The 21152-nt window shown below is 66.7% G+C and carries 19 protein-coding genes; 12 read left to right on the forward strand and 7 right to left on the reverse strand.

Annotated features, from left to right (window positions below):
* Positions 1 to 279: 279 nt before the first annotated feature.
* Positions 280 to 1131: an archaetidylserine decarboxylase gene (gene asd, locus L2Y94_RS13095; RefSeq protein ID WP_247367172.1), complete on the forward strand. Its 852-nt coding sequence runs from the start codon at positions 280 to 282 to the stop codon at positions 1129 to 1131.
* A gap of 135 nt (positions 1132 to 1266) precedes the next feature.
* On the forward strand, positions 1267 to 1713 hold the full coding sequence (locus L2Y94_RS13100) for a hypothetical protein (protein ID WP_247367174.1): 447 nt from the start codon (positions 1267 to 1269) through the stop codon (positions 1711 to 1713).
* Positions 1714 to 1719: 6 nt separating this feature from the next.
* Here L2Y94_RS13100 and L2Y94_RS13105 read toward each other — a convergent pair whose 3' ends face one another.
* The gene (locus tag L2Y94_RS13105; protein ID WP_247367176.1) at positions 1720 to 3249 is read right to left on the reverse strand and encodes a lytic transglycosylase; all 1530 of its coding nucleotides are present in this window, start codon (positions 3247 to 3249) and stop codon (positions 1720 to 1722) included.
* A gap of 139 nt (positions 3250 to 3388) precedes the next feature.
* On the opposite strand from L2Y94_RS13105, the gene L2Y94_RS13110 reads away from it, so the two are divergent.
* The 3 genes from L2Y94_RS13110 to greB are packed head-to-tail and all read left to right on the forward strand — an operon-like array spanning position 3389 to position 6626.
* A complete protein-coding gene (locus L2Y94_RS13110; protein WP_247367177.1) occupies positions 3389 to 4888 on the forward strand; it encodes a helicase HerA-like domain-containing protein in 1500 nt (499 codons plus the stop codon).
* Positions 4885 to 6129 (forward strand): nucleoside transporter family protein, encoded by a 1245-nt coding sequence (locus tag L2Y94_RS13115; protein ID WP_247367179.1) that lies wholly within the window; start codon positions 4885 to 4887, stop codon positions 6127 to 6129. The genes L2Y94_RS13110 and L2Y94_RS13115 overlap by 4 nt, the downstream gene beginning before the upstream one ends.
* Positions 6126 to 6626, forward strand: a complete 501-nt coding sequence (gene greB / locus L2Y94_RS13120; protein ID WP_247367182.1) for a transcription elongation factor GreB — start codon at positions 6126 to 6128, stop codon at positions 6624 to 6626. Before L2Y94_RS13115 ends, greB begins: the two co-directional genes overlap by 4 nt.
* Before the next feature lie 43 nt (positions 6627 to 6669).
* Here the strand turns inward: greB and L2Y94_RS13125 are convergent, their stop codons facing one another.
* Positions 6670 to 10224, reverse strand: a complete 3555-nt coding sequence (locus tag L2Y94_RS13125) for an ATP-binding protein (protein ID WP_247367184.1) — start codon at positions 10222 to 10224, stop codon at positions 6670 to 6672.
* Between the two features lie 85 nt (positions 10225 to 10309).
* On the opposite strand from L2Y94_RS13125, the gene L2Y94_RS13130 reads away from it, so the two are divergent.
* Entirely contained in the window at positions 10310 to 10945 is a 636-nt protein-coding gene (locus tag L2Y94_RS13130) for a response regulator (RefSeq protein ID WP_247367186.1), read from the forward strand.
* A 50-nt stretch (positions 10946 to 10995) separates the two neighbouring features.
* On the opposite strand, the gene L2Y94_RS13135 is transcribed toward L2Y94_RS13130, so the two are convergent.
* Together L2Y94_RS13135 and rimO are read right to left on the reverse strand one after the other, a co-directional pair.
* Positions 10996 to 11796, reverse strand: a complete 801-nt coding sequence (locus L2Y94_RS13135) for a DUF3025 domain-containing protein (RefSeq protein WP_247367188.1) — start codon at positions 11794 to 11796, stop codon at positions 10996 to 10998.
* 5 nt (positions 11797 to 11801) lie between these two features.
* The gene (gene rimO / locus L2Y94_RS13140) at positions 11802 to 13124 is read right to left on the reverse strand and encodes a 30S ribosomal protein S12 methylthiotransferase RimO (RefSeq protein WP_247367189.1); all 1323 of its coding nucleotides are present in this window, start codon (positions 13122 to 13124) and stop codon (positions 11802 to 11804) included.
* A gap of 201 nt (positions 13125 to 13325) precedes the next feature.
* Here rimO and L2Y94_RS13145 point away from each other — a divergent pair, with 201 nt between their 5' ends.
* The 4 genes from L2Y94_RS13145 to L2Y94_RS13160 all read left to right on the forward strand — a co-directional run bounded on the left by L2Y94_RS13145 (position 13326) and on the right by L2Y94_RS13160 (position 15808).
* A complete protein-coding gene (locus tag L2Y94_RS13145) occupies positions 13326 to 14114 on the forward strand; it encodes a helix-turn-helix domain-containing protein (RefSeq protein WP_247367191.1) in 789 nt (262 codons plus the stop codon).
* Positions 14111 to 14578: a VOC family protein gene (locus L2Y94_RS13150; RefSeq protein ID WP_247367193.1), complete on the forward strand. Its 468-nt coding sequence runs from the start codon at positions 14111 to 14113 to the stop codon at positions 14576 to 14578. The genes L2Y94_RS13145 and L2Y94_RS13150 overlap by 4 nt, the downstream gene beginning before the upstream one ends.
* A gap of 145 nt (positions 14579 to 14723) precedes the next feature.
* Positions 14724 to 15395: a dienelactone hydrolase family protein gene (locus tag L2Y94_RS13155; protein ID WP_247367196.1), complete on the forward strand. Its 672-nt coding sequence runs from the start codon at positions 14724 to 14726 to the stop codon at positions 15393 to 15395.
* The gene (locus tag L2Y94_RS13160) at positions 15392 to 15808 is read left to right on the forward strand and encodes an HIT domain-containing protein (RefSeq protein ID WP_247367198.1); all 417 of its coding nucleotides are present in this window, start codon (positions 15392 to 15394) and stop codon (positions 15806 to 15808) included. The genes L2Y94_RS13155 and L2Y94_RS13160 overlap by 4 nt, the downstream gene beginning before the upstream one ends.
* 195 nt (positions 15809 to 16003) lie before the next feature.
* Here L2Y94_RS13160 and L2Y94_RS13165 read toward each other — a convergent pair whose 3' ends face one another.
* The 3 genes from L2Y94_RS13165 to apbC form a co-directional block, all read right to left on the reverse strand.
* The gene (locus L2Y94_RS13165; protein WP_247367199.1) at positions 16004 to 16507 is read right to left on the reverse strand and encodes a hypothetical protein; all 504 of its coding nucleotides are present in this window, start codon (positions 16505 to 16507) and stop codon (positions 16004 to 16006) included.
* An 86-nt stretch (positions 16508 to 16593) separates the two neighbouring features.
* On the reverse strand, positions 16594 to 17160 hold the full coding sequence (gene dcd / locus L2Y94_RS13170; protein WP_144909226.1) for a dCTP deaminase: 567 nt from the start codon (positions 17158 to 17160) through the stop codon (positions 16594 to 16596).
* Between the two features lie 58 nt (positions 17161 to 17218).
* Positions 17219 to 18304, reverse strand: coding sequence for an iron-sulfur cluster carrier protein ApbC (apbC, locus tag L2Y94_RS13175; RefSeq protein ID WP_247367201.1), 1086 nt, complete (start codon positions 18302 to 18304; stop codon positions 17219 to 17221).
* 164 nt (positions 18305 to 18468) lie between these two features.
* Here apbC and L2Y94_RS13180 point away from each other — a divergent pair, with 164 nt between their 5' ends.
* Together L2Y94_RS13180 and metG are read left to right on the forward strand one after the other, a co-directional pair.
* A complete protein-coding gene (locus L2Y94_RS13180; RefSeq protein ID WP_247367204.1) occupies positions 18469 to 18915 on the forward strand; it encodes a DUF2147 domain-containing protein in 447 nt (148 codons plus the stop codon).
* Positions 18916 to 19037: 122 nt separating this feature from the next.
* Entirely contained in the window at positions 19038 to 21143 is a 2106-nt protein-coding gene (metG, locus tag L2Y94_RS13185; RefSeq protein WP_247367206.1) for a methionine--tRNA ligase, read from the forward strand.
* Positions 21144 to 21152: the final 9 nt, after the last annotated feature.

Genomic DNA, 21152 nt, shown 5'->3' on the forward strand with positions numbered 1-21152 from the left:
ATGCCGAAAGCCGGATTGCAATGGACACATGGAGACGAACGACACGCGAAATGGGCAACCCGTCTCCAGGCTCCTGCTGGGTCGACGCTTTCGTGGCATGGCTCGTCGAACCGCATGGCACGGTCGGATAACCTCAGCCCGGGCCACGTTTGCCGGCCAGCCAAACTCGTGCCCCACCTTTTGGAGGCGGGCCCTTGGCATGGGTGAAGAAAGCGTGCAACCAGGCGCCATGCCACCGGCATGTCCGTGGCGGCGGCGTCCTCCCCTATACTCCCGCCGATGAAAGCCAACGTCCTGCTGCAATACATCCTCCCGCATCGCTTCCTGTCGCGGATCGTCTACCAGGCCACCCGCTGGGAGTGGACGCCCTGGAAGAACTTCCTCATCCGGGAGATCGTGCAGCGCTATGACGTCGACATGAGCCAGGCTGCCCAGCCGGACCCCTTGGCCTATCAGCACTTCAATGCGTTCTTCACGCGCAAGTTGAAGGCGGGCGCGCGCTCGGCGGCCGACACCGACCCCGACACGCTCCTGTGTCCCGCGGATGGCCGCATCAGCCAGTCGGGGCGCATCCGCGACGGCCGCATCTTCCAGGCCAAGGGCCAGGAATTCACGGCCGCCGAGCTGCTCGGCGACGAGGCCGCGGCCGCGCCGTTCCGCAACGGCAGCTTCGTCACCATCTATCTGTCCCCGCGCGACTACCACCGCGTGCACATGCCACTGGACGGCGAACTGGACGGCACCACGCACGTGCCGGGCCGCATCTTCAGCGTGGCGCCGTTCGCGGTGGAGGCCATTCCGCGCCTGTTCGCCCGCAACGAGCGCCTGGTGTGCCGTTTTCGCGGCGAACATGGCCCCTTCGTCTCGGTGATGGTCGGCGCCATCCTCGTGTCCAGCGTGGCCACGGTCTGGGATGGCCTGGCCATCCCGCCCTACGCCTCGGACATCCGCCGCGTCGATTGTCGCGACCGCCACGTCAAGCTCGAACGCTTCGCCGAAATGGCCCGCTTCAACATGGGCTCCACCGTGATCCTGCTGCTGCCCGAAGGCTACGTGCTGGACGACCTGGCGCCCCAGCAACAGGTGCTGGTGGGTCAACGACTTGGGCGCTGGAGTGACGCAACCACGTGACCATTCCCGTCACAATGTGACGCGAGCGACTTACATTCCCCACGAACCGGGGGTATGCTGCGCCCCTTCGCCACCTCTTTCGGGGGAGGAGGCGAGAGCCGCACCGAGAAGCATCCGTACTAGGGGAAGTCGTCCATGCGTCTGGTCACCCATCTCATCGCGCTCAACCGCGAGATCCGCCTCCGCCGCCAGCTGGCCGACATCGAGCGTGTCGTGCTCGACCTGCCCGTGCGTGCGCATGCCGATCTCCAGCAGCTGGTTCGCCGTGAAATGGAGCAGGCCGCCGCATGCGATTTCCCCCATCTCTACGGTACCCCGCCGGAAGAGCGCTACAGCACCTATGGCCATGGTCCGGATATCGGCCTGGCCAAGGCACGCTCCGAAAACCCGCTCATCGCCACGCGTGGCGTGGCCCTGTGGGTCGCTTCCGTCTACCACGAGACGCTGGATTCCCGCCGTCCCGGCATGGAAGAGCTGCATCGGCAGATCCTCCGCCTGATGCGGCAGATCAAGGAACTTTCGGCGTCCGACCGCCGCGAGGCCCAAGCGGACTGGATGGCATCGGGCCGCGCGACGATCTGACCCGCTTCAGCGGCAGACAGGCACCCGGAGCGACTGCCCCACCTTGAGTTGATGGCCCTTCAGGCCGTTCATCTTCGCGATGTCTTCCACGTCGGCGCAGCTGCTCTTGCGCGCGATGCTCACCAGGGTGTCGCCGCGACGCACCGTATAGCTCTTCGACGTGGTGCTCGACGGGCGTGAGCCGCTCCCCACGGATGACCCGTTGGCGAGGGCCGCGGACGTCGCGGCCGGCGGCGGCGGCGCCACGATCTTCACCGCGTTGTGCAGGTCGCTGGCGAGGATCGGCCAGGGTCCGTCGGCGCAAGCCGAGGCGTAGGCCTTCTCGAGCTGCCTGGGCACTTCCAGGCGCGAGCCCGTGGGCTGGCTCATCTGCGGGTCGAGGCGCGGGTTGAGATTGCGCAGGGTGCGGAACCAACCCTCGGGCATGTCTTCGGCCGAGCCCAGGCAGACCGTGAGTTCGGAGATGGACGCCGGGCGCTTGAGCACGATCTGGCCGGGTTCGCCGTCGATCTTCGGCCATTTCAGGTGATAGCTGTCCGGATGCAGGAACAGCCACGCCGCCGCGAGCACCATCGGTACGTAATCGCGCGTTTCGGCCGACATCTGCCCGTAGATCTGCGGATCGTAGAAGCCCGCGCCCGGGCTGGAGGCGGCGATGCGGCGCATGCGGCCCTCGCCGCCGTTGTAGGCGGCCAGGGTGAGTTCGAGGTTGTTGTTGAACGCGGCGAGCTGTTCGTCGATGTACTCGGCGTTGGCTTGCGCGGCCATGGTCGGATCGAAGCGCTCGTCGAACCCGTCGACGCTGGACAAGCCGAAACGCAGGCCCGTGGCGTACATGAACTGCAAGGGTCCCGACGCGCCCGAGCGCGACACGGCGTGCACCTTGCCGCCGGACTCCTTGGCCATGATGCCGAACAGCAGGGCCTCGGGAAGATCGGCCTTCTGGTAGGCCGGCCACATCTTGTAGCGCATCATCTGGTAGTTGACGTAGGCGTCCATGAGGTTCGGGCGAAGCTGGGTCAGCCACATCTCCAGCGCCGCCTTCACGGGCCCGTTCATCACCATCATGTCGGCGAATTTCTGCCCCTTCAGCAGGGTGACGCTGCGCTGCGCCTGCGGCAGCGCCCCGACCGCCACCGAGCCGGCCGCGTCGCCGGGCTGTGCGCCGACCTCGGCCCCCTGCTCGGTATCGTCGGCGTCCTCGCCCTCGATGAAGCTGCCGTCCTTCAGGCGCAGCAGGCGATCGAACACGGCCGCGAAGCGCTGCGGATCGCAGCCCGGCGTGAGGCCGCAGCGAGCCGAGGCATCCTTCAGCTGGTCGAGCGACCGCTTGCGGGTCTGCGCGGCCTGCGGAGTGTCGCCGCGACGGGCCTGTTCGATCGAATCCTCGTAGCCCTTGCTTGCCTGGTTCATCCGGTCGTACAAGGCATTCACCTGCGGGGTGACCGGCCCGGACTTCGTGCCGCCACCGGAGGCGCAACCGGCCAGGATCGCCAGGGGCAGGAAAACGACGGAACGGGGAATGCGAAAGGGCATGCTCGTGGCTCGGCCAGGTCGGACAATGCCCGCCACGTTAATCCGCACCCCCTTGCAACTCAAGCGGTTCTTCGCCGATTTTCTCCGCATACGCATATCGTTGCGTACACTTGTTCAGTACTTTCTTAAGGAGCCAGCCATGCCGGGCATATTGATCGGACGCGACGACGAGGCCGCCGTCGAACTGGATTCGCGGTACGGCAACCGTCACGGCATGATCGCCGGGGCCACCGGCACGGGCAAATCGGTCTCGCTGATGCTGCTGGCCGAGGGCTTCTCACGCCTGGGGGTGCCCTGCTTCCTCGCGGACGCCAAGGGCGACCTCGCCGGGCTGTCGCAGGCGGCGGGCGCCCCCTCGGAAAAACTGAAGGCCCGACTGGACAAGCTCGGGCTGGTCAGCTGGAAACCGCAGGCCAACCCCGTGGTGTTCTGGGACATCTACGGCAAACTCGGCCACCCCGTGCGCGCCACCGTTTCGGAGATGGGCCCCACCCTGCTGTCGCGCATCCTCGAACTCAACGACACGCAGGAAGGCGTGCTCGAGGTCGTGTTTCGCGTGGCCGACGACGAAGGCCTGCTGCTGCTCGACCTCGGCGACCTGCGCGCCATGCTCGGCTTCGCCGCCGAGCACGCCAAGGACATCTCGTCGCGCTATGGCCTGATCGGTTCGCAGAGCGTGGCGGCCATCCAGCGCTCGCTGCTCAAGCTCGAGCAGGACGGCGCCGATGCTTTCTTCGGCGAGCCCGCGCTGGAACTGGCCGACCTGATGCGGCAGGACATGAGCGGCCGCGGCGTGATCAATGTGCTGGCCGCCGACACCCTCATCCTCAAGCCTCGGCTGTATTCCACCTTCCTGCTCTGGCTGCTGTCGGAGCTGTTCGAGCAATTGCCCGAGGTGGGCGACCTCGACGTGCCCAAACTGGTGTTCTTCTTCGACGAGGCGCACCTGCTCTTCGACGACGCGCCGCCGGCGCTGCGCCAGCGCGTGGAACAGGTGGTGCGGCTGATCCGCAGCAAGGGCGTGGGCGTGTATTTCTGCTCGCAAAACCCCGACGACGTGCCGGGCGAGATCCTGGGACAGCTGGGCAACCGCGTGCAGCACGCGTTGCGCGCGTTCACGCCCCGCGACCAGAAAGCCGTCAAGGCGGCGGCCGAAACCTTCGCGCGCAATCCGCGCCTGGACGTGGCCGAGGTCATCGGCACGCTGGGCACGGGCGAAGCGCTGGCCTCGACGCTGGGCGACGGCGGCGTGCCCTCACCCGTGCGCAAGGTGCTGGTAGCCACGCCCGAGTGCCGTATCGGCGCCATCACCGCCGAGGAACGCGCTACGATACGCTCGCGCTCGCCGGTGGGCGGCAAGTACGACACGATGGTCAATCGCGAATCGGCCGAGGAACGCCTGGCCGCGCGCGCCAGCGAGAAGGCCGATACCGACGCACCGCCGGTGAAACGTGAAGGCAAGACGGCCGCGGGTGGCTGGACCGATGGCCTGCGCGACGCCGTGCTCGGTACGTCGCGTCGACAGGGCATGCTGGAAGCCGCCGCCAAGTCGATGATCCGTGCCGCCGGCACCCGTGCCGGGCAGCAGATCGTGCGCGGCATCCTCGGCGGCATCTTCGGTGGAAAACGCCGATCGTGAGGCTCGCGCTCGCCGATGCCGCCACGCCGTTCGGCGAACGCATCCGCACGGGCTTTCGCTACCCGCTGCGTGGATCGGCCCCCGTGACGATCGTGGCCGTGACGCTGTTCGAGGCGATCGCGTTCTTTCCCGGTGCGCGCCTGATCATCACGGGCATCGGCTGGGTGGCGATCTACGCCTATGCCTTCGGCTGCCTGCGCCGTACGGCCGACGGCTACGCCGATCCGCCGGAGCTGGCGCTGGAATCCGGCGATCGCGCGGGCATGGCGCTGGTGCTGATCCAGCTCACCGGCAATGCCCTGGCGGTGCTGGCGACGATTTTCTTCGGGATTCCCGGCTTCCTCGCCGCCGTGGCATTCGCTTTCGTGCTGCCGGCGATCACCATGTCGCTCACCTTCGACGGGGTGCTGACGGCGCTCAATCCGCTCACGTGGTTCGCGGTGATCGCGCGACTGGGCGGCCAGTACATGGCGCTGTTCGCCGTGGTGGTGGTCACCAGCCTCCTGCAGAGCGGCGCGCAATACGCGATGAGCGAACACGGCCCCCACTTCCTGGGGATGCTTGCCTACTTCGCCGTGGCCAACTACCTCACCGTCTACAATTTCCACCTGATGGGCGCACTGATCCACCACCGACACGAAGACCTCGGCCATCACCCGGAATCCGAGACGCTGGCCCATGCGCTGCAACCCGACGACGACGACGCCTTGCTCAGGCACGTGAACCGCGTCGCCGAGGATGACGTCGAAGCGGCTACCGGTATCCTCACCGAGCGACTGCGCGACGGCCTTGCCCCCGCGCCGCTGCACCAGCGTTATCGCGAATTGCTTCGCGCGCAGGCACGAACGCCCGAATTGCGGGTGCATGCGCAGATATGGATCGCGGCACTGGTCGCGGGCGGCGAAACGCGACGCGCGCTGGGCGTGGTGCGCGATGCCCTGGATAGCGATCCCGCCTTTCTTCCGGATGCGCCGGCGACGTGCGGCCCCCTGGCGGACACCGCCGCCCATGGCGGCATGGCGCGTCTGGGGCTGCACCTGGCGCTGGGTTACCTGCATACCTGGCCTGGCGATGCCGGCGCGCCGAATTACGGTCTGCTCGCCGTTCGCATGTACGACCGGCTGGGCGACGCTTCCGAGGCGACCCTGCTCGCCCGCGCGCTGCTGCGCGACTATCCGGAGCATCCCGTGACATCCGATCTTGAAGCACGACTCGATACGCTTGCGGGGAGGCTCCCATGAGTCGCTGGCGCCCCCCTTCCCCCTCGTCCACCGCCATCATTACCCGGGACGGTTTCGAACGGCTCAAGGCCGAACTCGACCACCTGTGGCATACCGTCCGCCCCGAGGTGGTCAAGGCGCTGGCCGCCGCCGCGGCCGAAGGCGACCGCTCGGAGAATGCCGAGTACATCTACCGGAAGAAACAGCTCGGCGAAATCGATCGCCGGGCACGCTACCTCAGCAAGCGCATTCCGTCGCTCAAGGTGGTGGAGGCGGCGCCCTCGCAGCGCGATGCGGTGTTCTTCGGCGCCACGATGGAACTCGAGAACGTGGATACCGGGGAGACGGTGCGCTATCGCATCGTGGGACCCGACGAGACCGATGCCCGGCAGGGCTGGATCAGCGTGGATTCGCCGCTGGCGCGGGCCGTGCTGAAAAAGCGCGTGGACGACGAGTTCGAGGCGGAGCTGCCGGGCGGGCGGGTGCGCTTCGCGGTGGTTTCCGTCGACTACCCCTGATTCCCCGCAAGTCATTCCTGCTTTCGCAGGAATGACGGCATGTTTAGCTGACGTCTATTGCCAGCCGCTCGGCAAACCGCTCGAGGCCGTCCGTGAACGCCCGCACCGACGCCGCGAACGCCTCCACGGCGGCGACATCCAACGCCGCACCGTCCCGCAGCGCCGTTTCCAGCCGCTCGCCCTCCGTTCCCACCTCCGACGTGCCGAACACGTTCACCCCGCCCAGCACGTGGTGGATCCATCCCGCAGCCTCCTTTGCGTCGGCGCGTTCGAGCACATGCGGCAAACGCTCCAACGCTTCCCGCGTGGCGCTCACGCCGGCACGCATCACGCTCGCCACGTTCTCGTCCGGGCCGAAAGCCCGGCGCATGCGGAGCATGTCGATGACCGGCAACGGCGGCTCATGCCGGTGCAACCAGCGTTCGACCGTCGCATGGAACGTTTCCAGGCGAATCGGCTTGCTCAGCAGATCGTCCATGCCCGCGGCGAGGCAGACGTCGCGCTGGTCGGCGCGGGCATCGGCCGTCATGGCCACGATGGGAAGCCTCGTCGCGCCACCCGCCTCGCGACGCCGCACCTCGCGCGCCACCTCGTAACCGTCCATCCGCGGCATGTGGCAATCCACCAGCAGCAGGTCGTATCGGCCATGCGCGAGGGCCTCGAGGGCGGCGATGCCGTCGTCGACCACGTCGCAAACGTAGCCGCGCAGGCCCAACTGAATGCGCACCAGTTCCTGGTTCACCGGGTGATCCTCGGCCAGCAGGATGCGCGCTTCGGGGTGAACCGGCCGATCGCCAGGGGCAGCCGCCGGTACCGCCGCGGGAGCTGGCGGCGCGTCGGCCACGGGGAGTTCGATCGTGACGGTGACCCGCGTGCCACGTCCGGGCTCGCTGTCGATGGCGATATGCCCGCCCATGCGTTCCACGAGCCGGCGCGATATCGCCAGGCCCAGGCCGGTGCCTCCGAAACGCCGCGTGGTGGACGACTCGGCCTGGCTGAACGGCGCGAAGACATGACGCAACTTCGCCGCGTGGATGCCGATCCCCGTGTCGCTCACGGTGATCGAGAGGCGTTGCCGGGTGCCGAGGTCTTCGGCGACCGCCACCGCGATGACGACCTCGCCCTCGGCGGTGAACTTGATGGCATTGCCCAGCAGGTTGAGCAACACCTGACGCAGCCGCCCGTCGTCGATCAGGAAGGCGGGTGCGAGCGCATCGTCGAGGCGCACGTCGATCCGCAGGCCCTTGCCGTGCGCCTGGCCGAGCATGATCGCGACCGCGCCCTCGACGATGGCGCGAAGGTCGGCGGAGCGCGGATCCAGCGCCAGGTGTCCCGCCTCGATCTTGGAAAAGTCGAGGACGTCGTCGAGGATGTGCAGCAAGGCCTCCGCCGAATGCTCGATGGTGGCGACCATGCGCCGCTGCTCGTCGTCGAGCCGCGTCTGCTCCAGTACGTCGAGCAAGCCGATCACGCCGTTCATCGGCGTGCGGATCTCGTGGCTGATCGTGGCGAGAAAGTCGCTCTTGGCGCGCGTCGCCGCTTCGGCTTCGTCGCGTGCATGGGCAAGATGCCGCGCGGCGAGCTCCTGGGCGGTCACGTCCACCCAGTAGCCGTTCCAATGCACGGTGCCGTCCGCCGCCGCCAGCACGACGGCGTCGGAACTGAGGTAACGCACGCGTCCTCCCACCTTGGCCCGGACGGTGACGTGCAAGGGCGTCAATTCACGCGCCGAACGCTCGAAAGCCTCATGCATGCGGGCGCGTTCCTCGGCCTGCACCGGCACGCGCAGGGATTCACCGCCACCGAAGAACTGGCCCGGCTCGACGCCGAGGATGCTGTGCGGATTGCCGCCCACGTAGGTCATCGCGTACGAGCCGTCGGTACCGCGCACGGCTTCGTACACCACCGCCGGTACGTGCGCCGTCACCTCGGCCAGGCGCCGTTCCGTATGCTCGCGACGGCGCGTTTCCCGCCGCAGGTTGAGGTAGGCGTAACTGATCGCGATGAGCGAAAGCAGCAGGAGGGCGACGAACGGCGCCACGCGCCCGGCGATCTCGCGCCACGTGGGTCCGACGACATAATGCGAGGCGAACCAGGTGTTGCGGATCTCCTGCTGGCGATGCGTCGACAGGTTCACCAGCACGCGGTTGACCAGCGGCAGCAGCTGCGGGGCGAGATCCCGGCGCACGCCGACGGCGATCGCCTCGTTTTCCCCCGTGGGCGCCGCCACCTTCAGTCGACCGAGGTAATGACCGCGTATGAGGTAGTCGATCGAGGCGAGGTTGCCGACGAAGGCATCGCCCTCGCCCGCCGCGAGCCGTTGCAGGCCTTCGGCCTCGGTGGGCACGCCGATCGCGCGCACGCCGGAAATGCCCTCCAGCAGCTTTCGGATGGGGGCACGCGAGGTATTGCCGAAGACGGCCTTGCCCGAGAGGTCGTCCTTGCCGGCCAGGGTAGGCGAGCCTTCGCGCGTGACGATCATGATCGGAAAGTCGAGGTAAGGCACGCTGGCTTCCAGATCGGGCAGCGTGGCGCTCTGCGGGTTGATCGCGCCGACGAGGTCGACCTCGCCGCGCTTCACTCGCGCCACGGTGCCGGTCCAGTCGTCGCTGGGCACCTGGACGACCCTCAGGCCCAGTTCGGCGGCAATCTCCCGGACGTAATCCAGCGCCAATCCCTCGGCTTCGCCCTGCTCGGTGAACAGGCTGAAGGGGGCGTAGCTGGGGTCCACGCCCAATCGCAGGGGCGGCAGGTCATGCAGCCACGCTTTCTCCTTTTCGCTAAGTGGAATGCCACCCAGGCGTGGACGTGGCGCGATGTCCCTTCCCACCCAGCGGGCGCGAAGGCGGCCGTGGTCGGCCGCGGTGAGTTCGCCCAGCGCGTGATCGATGGCCCGGCCGATGGGTGCGCGACCTTCCGGCACGGCGAAAGCCAAGGCGCTGATGGGCAGCGCCAGCGGCGCCCCGACCGAGAGTTCGTCGCCGAGTCCCTGGCGAAAGACGAATTCGCGCGCGGAATACGGGTTGTCGAGATACGCGATCACGTCGCCCGAGCGCACGCGTGCCAGCGCCTCGGCGGTGGACTGGGTCTCCACCAGGGTGGTATCGGGCAATTCACGCCGCAACGCCGTGATGTCGAAATAGCCGGCGTGCACGGCGAGCCGTTTGCCGCGCAGGTCGCCCGGCCGATGGATGGGTGGGCCGTCGTTGCGCTCCACCAGGGCGGGAAGCGATTCGAAATAGGTCGCGCCCACCCGTATGCCCGGCATGCCCTGCTCCATGGGCGTCACCGTGGTGGCCACGTCGATGTCGCCCCGGGACAGGGCCTGGAGCAGCGCTGGCCAGTCGGAGTAGGCTCGCGTCTGCAGCGTCACTCCCAACTGCTTGGCGATCTCTTTGAGATAATTCGGACCCAGCCCTTCCAGATCACCGTCGTGAAGGTCCTCGAAAGGAGGATAGCCCTCGCGGTAGGTGCCCACCGTCCAGACGGGATGTTTTCTCAACCATTCGGCGTCCTGCGCCGACAGCGGCCCTTCCGGAAGCGCCCAGACCCCTCGCGGCAATATCAGCAGGATGAACAGCAGGAGGGCTCTGAGCACGTCGCGGGCTTCGTCAGGTGAACCTTAATGGGCATAATCGGCCGGAACTCGACACGCCGCAAATGTAAGCAAGGAGAATGCAGGCATGCCACTCAAAGTCATTCTGGCAGACGATCATCCGCTCGTTCTGGTCGGAGGAGGCCTGGCGCTAAGGAATGCGCATATCGATGTCGTCGGCGAGGCCAAAAATGCCGAAGAACTGCTCGCGTTGCTGAAAACCACGCCATGCGACGTAGTGATTACGGATTTTCTCATGCCCAGCGAGCGTGAAGACGACGGTCTCGCCCTGGTCGACCGGCTGGCCAAGGAGCATCCCGACGTGGCCGTCGTCGTCCTCACGATGATCAACCGGGCCGCCGCACTCAATTCGATGCTCAAGAAAGGCGCGCGCGGCATCGTCGACAAGCGGGCATCGATGGACGAACTGGCCCTGGCCGCGAAAGCGGTGCACTCGGGCGAAACCTATCTCAGCGATACCCTGCTCGACATCCTCAACGAGGCCGACGAAAACTCCGTGGCCATGCCGGGCGCCCCTCTGTCGCTGCGCGAGACGGAAGTACTCAAGGCCTTCGTCAAAGGCATGTCGTTGCAGGAAATCGCCGACCTCGAAGGCAAGTCGGTGAAGACCATCAGCCGGCAGAAACGCGACGCCATGCGCAAGCTGGGCGTGAACCACGACAGCCTGCTGAAGGACACCGCGCGCGATCTCGGCCTGATCTGATCTGACGTCCCTACCACCGCACCGGCGCAGATCGACGCCCAGTGCGGGACCTACGCCCCGTACCGCAAGGGCTCCGGGTAAACCCGTCCCACCCTCAACGGCTGAAAGCACGGCGCCTCCGCATAGAACGCCTCGTCGGCCGTGCGCTCGTGCCAGCCGGGTACGCCCGACACGGGCAACGGCCGCAATTCCTGCGGATCGTTGAGGATCGCGCCCGAGGCGATCGCCTCGGCGCATCGCGCCATCGCGTCGCCGTCGCCCATCACCACCAACGCCTTGCCCACCAGAAGCTTGTCCGGCGTGAGAGCATGCTCCAGCAGAGCATGGCCAAAGAGCTCCACGCGCGCCTCGCCGCTCCTCCACGCCGCGCGATGCGTCCAGAAGAGCGCATGCCAGTCGTGTGCATTCCATGCGTCGAGCATCGCCCCGTCACGCAGGGACACCACGATGCCCGCCTCGTCGAAATGCGTGAGGGCGCATTGCGGCCGCGACCGTTCGCGTGGCCCCATCCGTTCGATCTCGGCCATCTGTCGCGCGTTGAGCGCACGCTTCAAGGCACCGTAGCGAACCCATACGAGTGCATTGAACAGGTCGTGCCAGTTGTCGGGCCGCGTGGCGATACGCCCATGCCGCGCGATGCGCTCCTCATAGTGAAGACCGTCGGCCAACAGGTCGCGGTCCTGCGCCACGAAGCGCACGTCGTCATCGCGGGGCAGCAGGTCGTTGAGACGTTGCACGTCCGGCCACGTCGCCCCTTCGAGCAGCGAAGCGAACGCCGACCAAAGGGAAAGCGGCGGTGACGCCAGCACGCCACGATCGAACGCATCGCGTGCCGGCGCCACATAGCGCATGACGATTACGCCAGGCGGCCGTAGAGATCGTGCGCGTCGGCCTCTTCGACCAGCACGTCGACGAATTGACCCGGCTTCAGCAGCTGGCCGTCGTCGATACGCACGGCACCGTCGATTTCCGGCGCATCGGCGCTCGAACGACCCCACGCGCCGTCGGTGTCGATCTCGTCGACCAGCACCTTGATCGTCTTGCCCACCTTGCGCTGGAGCTTGGCGGCGGAAATTTCCGCCTGCACCGCCATGAACTGCTCGAGGCGGTCTTCCTTCAGCTCTTCGTCGACCTGGCCCGGCAACTCGTTGGCCTTGGCCCCGTCCACCGGCGAATAGGCGAACGCGCCCACGCGGTCGAGTTCGGCTTCGCGCAGGAAGTCGAGCAGCTCGTTGAACTCGGCATCGGTCTCGCCGGGGAAGCCGACGATGAAGGTGCTGCGGATCGTGAGGTCGGGCACCTGGCGGCGCCAGTTCTGGATCCGCTCGAGGGTCTTGTCGACGTTGCCAGGGCGCTTCATCAGCTTGAGGATGCGCGGGCTGGCGTGCTGGAACGGGATGTCGAGATAGGGAAGGATCTTCCCCTCGGCCATCAGAGGCATCACCTCGTCCACGTGCGGATACGGGTAGACGTAATGCAGGCGCGTCCACACGCCGAGCTCGGCGAGGCCTTCGCACAGTTCGGTCATGCGCGTGCGGTAGGACTTGCCGCGCCATTCGCGTTCGGCGTAGCGCACGTCGACACCGTAGGCGCTGGTGTCCTGCGAGATCACCAGGAGTTCCTTCACGCCACCCTTGACGAGCTTCTCGGCCTCGACGAGCACTTGGTCGACCGGACGGCTGACGAGGTCGCCGCGCATCGAGGGGATGATGCAGAAGCTGCAGCGGTGGTTGCAGCCTTCGGAAATCTTCAGGTAGGCGTAGTGCTTCGGCGTGAGTTTCACGCCCGTATCGGGCACGAGGTCGAGGAACTTGTTGCGCGCCGGCGGGAGCGCCTTGTGCACCGCGCTCATGACCGAGGCGTAATCCTGCGGCCCCGTGATGGCGAGCACGTCGGGATAGCTCTCGCGGATCAGCTCCTCGCGCTTGCCCAGGCAACCGGTCACGATGACCTTGCCGTTCTCATGCAGCGCCTCGCCGATGGCATCGAGCGATTCCTGCACGGCCGAGTCGATGAAGCCGCAGGTGTTGACCACCACCGCGTCGGCGGCATCGTAGCTGGGCACGATCTCGTAGCCCTCCACCTTGAGCTGGGTAAGGATGCGTTCGGAATCGACGAGCGCCTTCGGGCAGCCAAGGCTGACGAAACCGATCTTCTGGGTCTGGGCGGCCTGGGACATGTGCCGTGGGTACCGGAGGAGGGAAATCGCGCATTATAGCCGGACCGGCTGCCTCACCGGGAAAGCACTCCGGATCGTTCTCATGCGGACGGAGATTCTTCGAGGGACATGGCACCTCGGCGATGTGCCGGCGTCCGGAACGTTCGCCATGGGGCGAGCCCCGGACACGGAAAGTCGCCGGGATACGGCACACTCTCACGCATGCCATGGCCGTCGGATTATCAGGAACGACTTCTCCCGGTCCGCCTGTCGGAGGCGATCGAAGCCGAGTGGACATTCACGGCGTCCACCGATGGCACGCACCTCGTGCTTCCGGATGGCCGGATGGACCTCATCGTCGCCTTTCGGGGTGACGAAGAAGGCGGGCTGGCCCATGTGAAGGTGTTGATCGTCGGGCCCGCGCGGCGCTGGGCGGATGTCCCGGTAGCGGCCAGTGACCGCTTCCGGGGCGTGCGCTTCCGGCCCGGCTGGGGCGGGCCATGCCTCGGCGTCGACCCCATGTCGCTGCAAGACCGCGCACTGATCGGCAACGAAGCCGAAGCGGTGCTCGGTGCGGACCGCCGCACGATCCACGCGGCTCGAACGCCTTCGGCGCTGATGGCGGCATTGAGCGAGATCGCGCATCGACGCGCGGCGGCGGCGCAAGCGCCCGCCGCGACGGTCCGGCGTGCACTCACCGTCATCCAGGCCTCCGGCGGACGTCTGCGCCTGGACGAGGTCGCCCGTCTCGTGGGGGTGCCGGAACGGACGCTGAGACGTCAGTTGACCCTTGCGGTGGGATTGTCCTTCAAGGCGTTTTCGTCGGTGTTGCGCTTCCAGCGCGCCGTGCGGCTGCTTACCGATGGATCCGCCCCGCTCGATCCGGCCGCTGCGGCGATCGAAAGCGGCTATAGCGACCAGGCCCACATGACCCGCGAGTTCCGGCGCCATGGCGGTTTCACCCCCGGTAGTCGCCCGCCGCTGGTCCTGGTCGGCATGTCGGCGGAATGAACTGGCCGATTTCTTCAAGCGGGATGGAGGTGGTGGACCCTACGCTGCATCCCCATCACCACGGGGGAAATATGATGCGTCTTGGCTATACGATCATCTACGTGCAGGACGTCACCTCAACGGTGGCGTTCTACGAACGGGCCTTCGGCCTGCAACGCCGCTTCGTCCACGAGAGCGGTCTCTACGCGGAAATGGCGACCGGCGACACTACGCTCGGCTTCGCCGCCGAATCGATGGCGGAACGCAACGGCGTGGCCATTCGTCCGAACGGCCGAAACGAGCTTCCGGCGGGCTTCGAGATATGCCTGGTGACGGAGGCACCCGAGCAGGGCTACGACCAGGCCGTCGCGGCGGGCGCGCTGCCCGTCAAGGGCGTCGACACCAAACCCTGGGGCCAGCGCGTCGGCTACGTGCGGGATATCAACGGATGCCTGGTCGAAATCTGCTCGCCGATGGCAGGGTGAAACATTCGCCGAGGCCACGGGTCGGCACCGGGATCACATGGTGAAGACCCGCGTGGCGATCGCCGGAGACGATATCCACCACGATCTTGCGACGAGGGTTGCGTTAACCTTGACGGATTATTCTCATCATCCTTGGAGACGCAGCATGGGCCGCACCCTGATCCTCGATACCTCCCGCCCGCCGGAAAGCATCGACGCCTACCTCGCCGAGCCCGCCGGCACGCCAAAGGGCGGCATCGTCGTCATCCAGGAGATCTTCGGCGTCAACGCCCATATCCGCAGCGTGGCCGACCGCTTCGCCGCGGAGGGATACGTGGCCATCGCGCCGGCCCTGTTCGATCCGGTGGAGAAAGGCGTGGAACTGGGCTACGACCAGGAGGGCATGACCAAGGGCGTGAAGCTGATTTCCGAGCTGGGGCTGAAGCGCCCCACCGACGACGTGGCGATCGCCGCCGGTTACCTGGCCGACAACTACAAGGTGAAGGTCGGCACGGTGGGCTACTGCTGGGGCGGCACGGTGGCCTTGCTGGCCGCCTTGCGCCTGGGGCTGCCCTCGTCGAGCTATTACGGCGCGCGCAACGTGCCCTTCCTGAGCGAACCGGCCAAGGCCAACGTGATCTTCCACTTCGGCGAGCGCGACCACGGCATTCCGCCGGAGATGGTCGAAAAGCATCGCGAACTGAAGCCGGAAATGGACACGTGGGTGTATCCGGCCGACCACGGCTTCAACTGCGACGTGCGCGCCAGCTACGACGAGCCCAGCGCGAAGCTCGCCTGGGAGCGCACCCTCGCCTTCTTCGCCCGCGAACTGGCGTGAGCGCAACGTTCGAACTGGATCCGCGGCTCGCCGGCGACACGGTCGTCGTCGGCGACCTGCCGCTGTGCCGCGTGCTGCTGATGCGCGACCGCCGCTTCGCCTGGCTGGTGCTGGTGCCTCGACAGGCGGGGCGCGTGGAAGTGGCCGACCTGTCCGACGACGACCGCGCCACGCTTTGGCACGAGGTGGACCTCGCCGGGGCGGCACTGCGTCAGGTGGCTTCCTGCGACAAGCTCAATATCGGCGCACTCGGCAACATCGTGCGGCAGTTGCACGTGCATGTGGTGGCGCGAGTGGAAGGCGATGCGGCGTGGCCGGGGCCGGTATGGGGGGCGGGGAAGTCCGAGGCGTACGGGGACGCGGATATAGAGGAAAGAGTCCGCTCCCTGGCGTCGGCCCTCGACCTTGCCTGACCCCTCACGTCGTTCCTGCGCAGGCAGGAACCTAGCGCCTTGAATACGGTTTTCGCGAGGAGGCGATGCGGCTCTTCCGCCTGTCCGGACGAAAGGCGCTGGGTTCCTGCTTTCACAGGAACGACGTGAGGTAATCCCGGGCGTTCAATCACCCCAAAAGCAAATCGCCGGCTCGAGGCCGGCGATTTCGTTCGATCAGTAACCCTGCTGCTGGCCCTGCTGCACGTCATAGGCGCCGCTGGACGCCTCCTTGCCCTGCATGCGGTCGGGCAGCGAAGACTTCTGCGGCGTGTCTTCCAGCGTGCGAGCGTCCTTCTCGACGGCGTTCAGGCGGACCAGCTCGCCCTTCTTGTCGTAATACACGGCGAAGCCGTAGTCGAGGGCCATGCGGGCCATGAAGCCCAGGTGCGCGTCACGCACCTTGGAATCGTCGCTGGGGATCAGGAGCACCGTCTTGGGCAGCTTGCCCTGGTCCTTCAGGTAGGCGAAATGGCTACCGGTGTCGGCGGCCGAAAGCACCGCGCCGTCGACCACGAACTGGCCGCTCTTGTAGGCCTTCAGGGTGTAGTCGAACTGGCCCTGCGAGCTGGCGACGTGGTCGTCCTTCGATACGCCACGATGGCAACCGGCGAGCACCAGCATGCTGGCGAGGAAGATCGCCGCGACGGCGCGGGTCATCAGGGTGGAAGCTCGGATCATGCGGTGTCTCCGTGGATCGGTGGGGCCTGGAAAAAGCCGAGTCTACCGCGCGCGCGTGTCGCGCGCGGCTGCGACGTGAAAGGCGTTCAGGTGCTCGGCAGCGTGACGCCGCGCTGACCCTGGTACTTGCCGCGACGGTCGGCGTAGGACACGTCGCAGACCTCGTCGGATTCGAGGAAGAGCATCTGTGCCACGCCCTCGTTGGCGTAGATTTTTGCGGGCAACGGCGTGGTGTTGGAGAACTCCAGCGTCACGTGGCCTTCCCACTCGGGCTCCAGCGGCGTCACGTTCACGATGATGCCGCAGCGCGCGTAGGTGCTCTTGCCCAGGCAGATGGTGAGCACGTTGCGCGGGATGCGGAAGTACTCCACGGTGCGCGCCAGGGCGAACGAATTCGGCGGGATGATGCACACGTCGGACTTGACGTCGACGAAGCTGCGCTCGTCGAAAGCCTTGGGGTCGACGATGGTGGAATTGATGTTGGTGAACACCTTGAACTCGTCGGCGCAGCGCACGTCGTAGCCGTAGCTCGACGTGCCGTAGGACACGAGGCGGTGGCCGTCGCGCTCCTTGACCTGGCCATGCGCGAACGGCTCGATCATGCCGTGCTGCTCGGCCATGCGGCGGATCCACTTGTCGGATTTGATGCTCACTTACGATCTCCCTCGCTTGAGGCGGGAAAAATATAGGAACGCCGGGAAACCTGCCACTTCAGGTGTTCTGGATGACGATCTTGGGGAAGGAAATGGCCTTGTTGCGCGCCTGCAGCGAAAGCTTCGCCGCCGTGGAACGGGCGATGGCCCGGTAGCGCGCCGCGAGGTCGGACTCGGGAATGGCCGCCACGGTGGGCTTGCCGCCGTCGGCCTGCTCACGGATGCGGATGTCCAGCGGCAGGTCGCCGAGGTAGGCGATATCCGCTTCGGCCGCCATGCGCGCGCCGCCGCCCTGCCCGAAGATGTGTTCTTCGTGACCGCAGTTCGAGCAGATGTGGGTGGCCATGTTCTCCACCACGCCGAGCACGGGTACCTCCACCTTGCGAAACATGCCCAGCGCCTTGCGGGCGTCGAGCAAGGCGATGTCCTGCGGCGTGGTGACGATGACCGCGCCGGAGACCGGCACCTTCTGGGAGAGCGTGAGCTGGATATCGCCCGTGCCCGGCGGCAGGTCGATCACGAGGTAATCCAGGCCATCCCAGCGGGTGTCGGTGAGCAGTTGCATCAGGGCCTGGGTGACCATCGGGCCGCGCCAGATCATGGGCGTGTCGTCGTCGATCAGCACGCCGATAGACATGGCCTGCAGGCCGTGCGCCCGCATCGGCTCGATGCTCTTGCCGTCCGGCGAGACCGGCTTGCCGGCCAGGCCCAGCATGCGCGGCTGGCTGGGGCCGTAGATGTCGGCGTCGAGGATGCCCACCGTGGCGCCCTCGGCGGCCAGCGCCAGGGCGAGGTTCACCGACACCGTCGACTTGCCCACGCCGCCCTTGCCGGACGCCACCGCGATGATGTTCTTCACCCCGGGCAGCGGCGCCAGTTGCCCTTGCACCTTGTGGGCATGGATGCGCCAGCTCACCGAGACGGCGGCCGCGGCGATGCCCGGCTCGGCCTCGAGAGCCTGGCGGGCCTCGGTGGCGGCCCGCTCCACATAACCGGCGGCTGGATAGCCCAGTTGGATATCCACCGACACGCGGTCACCGTCTACCCCGACGGCACGGATCGAGGCGTCGAGCGGCTGACCGGAATGAGGATCGATGACGCGGTCGAGAACACCGCGCACGAGGGTTTCGCTGGCCTGGCTCATGGGAAGTCGTACGAAAAATCCAAGATCGCCCATTATGACAGCCAAACGCCCCGACCGCCGGAAACGGACCGCCCGGGGGGACTTGGCGCGATGCAGCTTGACGGCCCCTCCGTCCGTTCGTCAGGCTCGCGCCATACCTAACCGTATGGGGAGACCGCACGTCCATGAAGACCCTGATCCGCTCCACGCTCGCCCTCGCCCTGGTGGCGGGCGCCCTCCCTGCCCTGGCTTCCACCGACAGCCCGGTGGGCAAGTGGAAGACCATCGACGACTCCACCCACGAGGTGAAGTCGATCGTGGAGATCACCGACAACGGCGGCGTGCTCGAGGGCAAGGTGCTCCAGGTGCTCAAGTCGGAGCACGGCCCGCACCCCACGTGCGACAAGTGCGAGGGTGAGCGCAAGGGCAAGCCCATCGAGGGCATGACCATCATGTGGGGCCTCAAGAAAGACGGCGACGAATGGTCCGGTGGCCAGATCCTCGATCCGGCCAAGGGCAAGATCTATAAGGTCACCCTCAAGCTCGAGGACGGCGGCAAGAAGCTCGACGTGCACGGCTACATCGGATTCTCGCTGATCGGCCGCAGCCAGGAGTGGGTGCGGGCCGAATAACGCATCGCGGACAGGGTCCGCTCCCACCCTCCCGCAGGAAGCTCGCTACGGGAGGGTGGGAGCGGACCCTGTCCGCGATCGGCATGCCATAATCCCCGGTCCTACAGCCGACCGTGCGAATCATGGCCCGCCGCATCCTCGTCACCAACGCCCTCCCCTACGCCAACGGCCCGCTGCACCTGGGCCACATGCTCGGCTACATCGAAGCCGACATCTGGGCGCGGGCGCAGCGCATGCAAGGCAATGAGGTCTGGTACGTCGCCGGTGAGGATGCCCACGGCACGCCGATCATGCTGGCCGCCGAAAAGGCCGGAAAGACGTCCGAGCAGTACATCGCCGACATCCGCGCCGGCCACGAGGCCGACTTCACCGGCTTCCACTTCAGCTACGACCAGTACCACACCACCCACTCGCCGGAAAACCGGGAACTCGCCACGGCGATCTACCTGCGCCTGCGCGAGGGCGGCTACATCGCCCGCCGCGACATCCAGCAGTTGTACGACCCCGCGCGCGACATGTTCCTGCCCGATCGCTACATCAAGGGCACCTGCCCCAATTGCGGCACGCCCGACCAGTACGGCGACAACTGCGAGAACTGCGGCGCCACCTACGCGCCCACCGATCTCGTCAACCCGTACTCGGTGATGTCGGGCGCCACGCCCGAGCTTCGCGACTCGGAGCACTACTTTTTCGAGCTGGGCAAGTTCGAGGCCCTGTTGCGCGACTGGTTCGCCGGCAAGTTCACCGACGGCAAGCCCACGGCCGACAGCAGCGTGGCCGCCAAGCTCGCCGAGTGGATCGACGGCGGCCTGCGCGACTGGGACATCTCCCGCGACGCGCCGTATTTCGGTTTCCCCATTCCCGACGCGCCGGGCAAGTTCTTCTACGTATGGCTCGACGCGCCGATCGGCTACCTCGCCGCCTTCAAGGCGCTGTGCGATCGCACCGGCCTGGTCTTCGACGATTTTCTCGGCAGAGACAGCACGGCCGAGATGCACCACTTCATCGGCAAGGACATCATCAACTTCCATGGCCTGTTCTGGCCGGCGATGTTGCACGGCGCCGGCCTGCGCGTGCCGACGGCGCTGCACGTCAACGGTTACCTCACCGTCAACGGCGCGAAGATGTCCAAGTCGCGCGGCACGTTCATCCAGGCGCGCACCTACCTGGACTCGGGGTTGGATCCCGAAGCGCTGCGCTATTACTTCGCCACCATGCTCGGCCCGACGCCGGTCGACGTCGACCTCGACCTGAAATCGTTCGAGGAACGCGTGAATTCGCACCTGGTGGGTAAGTGGGCGAACATCGCCAGCCGCACCGCCGGCTTCCTGCACACGCACTTCGGCGGCACGCTGGCGCCTCGCTTCGACGATGAAGCCGGCCCGCTGTGGAACGACCTGCTCGCCCAGTACGAAGGCATCGAAACCCTTTACGAAGCCGACGAATACGCCGAGGTCACCCGTCGCTTCGTCGCCATGGCCGATGCCGTCAACGGCTACATCGCCGCGAAGGCGCCGTGGGTGATCGCCAAGGACGACACCCGTCGCGACGAGCTGCAACAGGTGTGCACGTTCGCCATCAACGCCTTCCGCCTGCTTTCGGGCCTGCTGAAGCCCATCCTGCCGACCACGGTCGCCGCCGCCGAAGCCTTCCTCGGCGCCCCGATCGAAAACTTCGCCGACGCCCGTCGCGAACTGTTCGGCCACACCGTCAAGGCCTTCTCGCCGCTGTTCGGCCGTCTCGATCCGAAGAAGATCGAAGCCATGGTCGAGGCCTCGAAGGAATCGCTCTCGCCCGCCGAGCAGGCCCGCGAGGCCGCGGCAGCCGACACCAAGAAACCGAACAAAGCCAAAGAAGCATCCAAGCCCATGACCGACGCCGCCGCCACCGAAACCGCCACCATCTCCATCGACGACTTCGCCAAGCTCGACCTGCGCATCGGCAAGGTGCTGACCTGCGAATTCGTGGAGGGCTCGGACAAGCTCCTGCGCTTCGAACTCGACGCCGGCTCCCTGGGCAAGCGCCAGATCTTCTCCGGCATCCGCGCCGCCTACGGCGAGCCGGAGAAGCTGGTGGGCCGCAACGTCGTGTTCATCGCCAACCTCGCTCCGCGCAAGATGCGTTTCGGCGTGTCCGAGGGCATGATCCTTTCCGCCGGCGACGGCGGTTCGGACCTGTTCCTCCTCGATGCCGACCAGGGCGCGGCAGCGGGCGCCACCGTCCGCTGATCGGTGCCG

The organism is Luteibacter aegosomatis (assembly GCF_023078455.1).
Classification (GTDB): Bacteria; Pseudomonadota; Gammaproteobacteria; order Xanthomonadales; family Rhodanobacteraceae; genus Luteibacter; species Luteibacter aegosomatis.

Excerpts from the sequence above, each read along its gene's own strand:
- asd (WP_247367172.1), top strand. The coding sequence starts at position 280 with ATGAAAGCCAACGTCCTGCTGCAATACATCCTCCCGCATCGCTTCCTG.
- L2Y94_RS13100 (WP_247367174.1), top strand. The coding sequence starts at position 1,267 with ATGCGTCTGGTCACCCATCTCATCGCGCTCAACCGCGAGATCCGCCTC.
- L2Y94_RS13105 (WP_247367176.1), bottom strand. The coding sequence starts at position 3,249 with ATGCCCTTTCGCATTCCCCGTTCCGTCGTTTTCCTGCCCCTGGCGATC.
- L2Y94_RS13110 (WP_247367177.1), top strand. The coding sequence starts at position 3,389 with ATGCCGGGCATATTGATCGGACGCGACGACGAGGCCGCCGTCGAACTG.
- greB (WP_247367182.1), top strand. The coding sequence starts at position 6,126 with ATGAGTCGCTGGCGCCCCCCTTCCCCCTCGTCCACCGCCATCATTACC.
- L2Y94_RS13130 (WP_247367186.1), top strand. The coding sequence starts at position 10,310 with ATGCCACTCAAAGTCATTCTGGCAGACGATCATCCGCTCGTTCTGGTC.
- L2Y94_RS13135 (WP_247367188.1), bottom strand. The coding sequence starts at position 11,796 with ATGCGCTATGTGGCGCCGGCACGCGATGCGTTCGATCGTGGCGTGCTG.
- rimO (WP_247367189.1), bottom strand. The coding sequence starts at position 13,124 with ATGTCCCAGGCCGCCCAGACCCAGAAGATCGGTTTCGTCAGCCTTGGC.
- L2Y94_RS13145 (WP_247367191.1), top strand. The coding sequence starts at position 13,326 with ATGCCATGGCCGTCGGATTATCAGGAACGACTTCTCCCGGTCCGCCTG.
- L2Y94_RS13150 (WP_247367193.1), top strand. The coding sequence starts at position 14,111 with ATGAACTGGCCGATTTCTTCAAGCGGGATGGAGGTGGTGGACCCTACG.
- L2Y94_RS13155 (WP_247367196.1), top strand. The coding sequence starts at position 14,724 with ATGGGCCGCACCCTGATCCTCGATACCTCCCGCCCGCCGGAAAGCATC.
- L2Y94_RS13165 (WP_247367199.1), bottom strand. The coding sequence starts at position 16,507 with ATGATCCGAGCTTCCACCCTGATGACCCGCGCCGTCGCGGCGATCTTC.
- apbC (WP_247367201.1), bottom strand. The coding sequence starts at position 18,304 with ATGAGCCAGGCCAGCGAAACCCTCGTGCGCGGTGTTCTCGACCGCGTC.
- L2Y94_RS13180 (WP_247367204.1), top strand. The coding sequence starts at position 18,469 with ATGAAGACCCTGATCCGCTCCACGCTCGCCCTCGCCCTGGTGGCGGGC.
- metG (WP_247367206.1), top strand. The coding sequence starts at position 19,038 with ATGGCCCGCCGCATCCTCGTCACCAACGCCCTCCCCTACGCCAACGGC.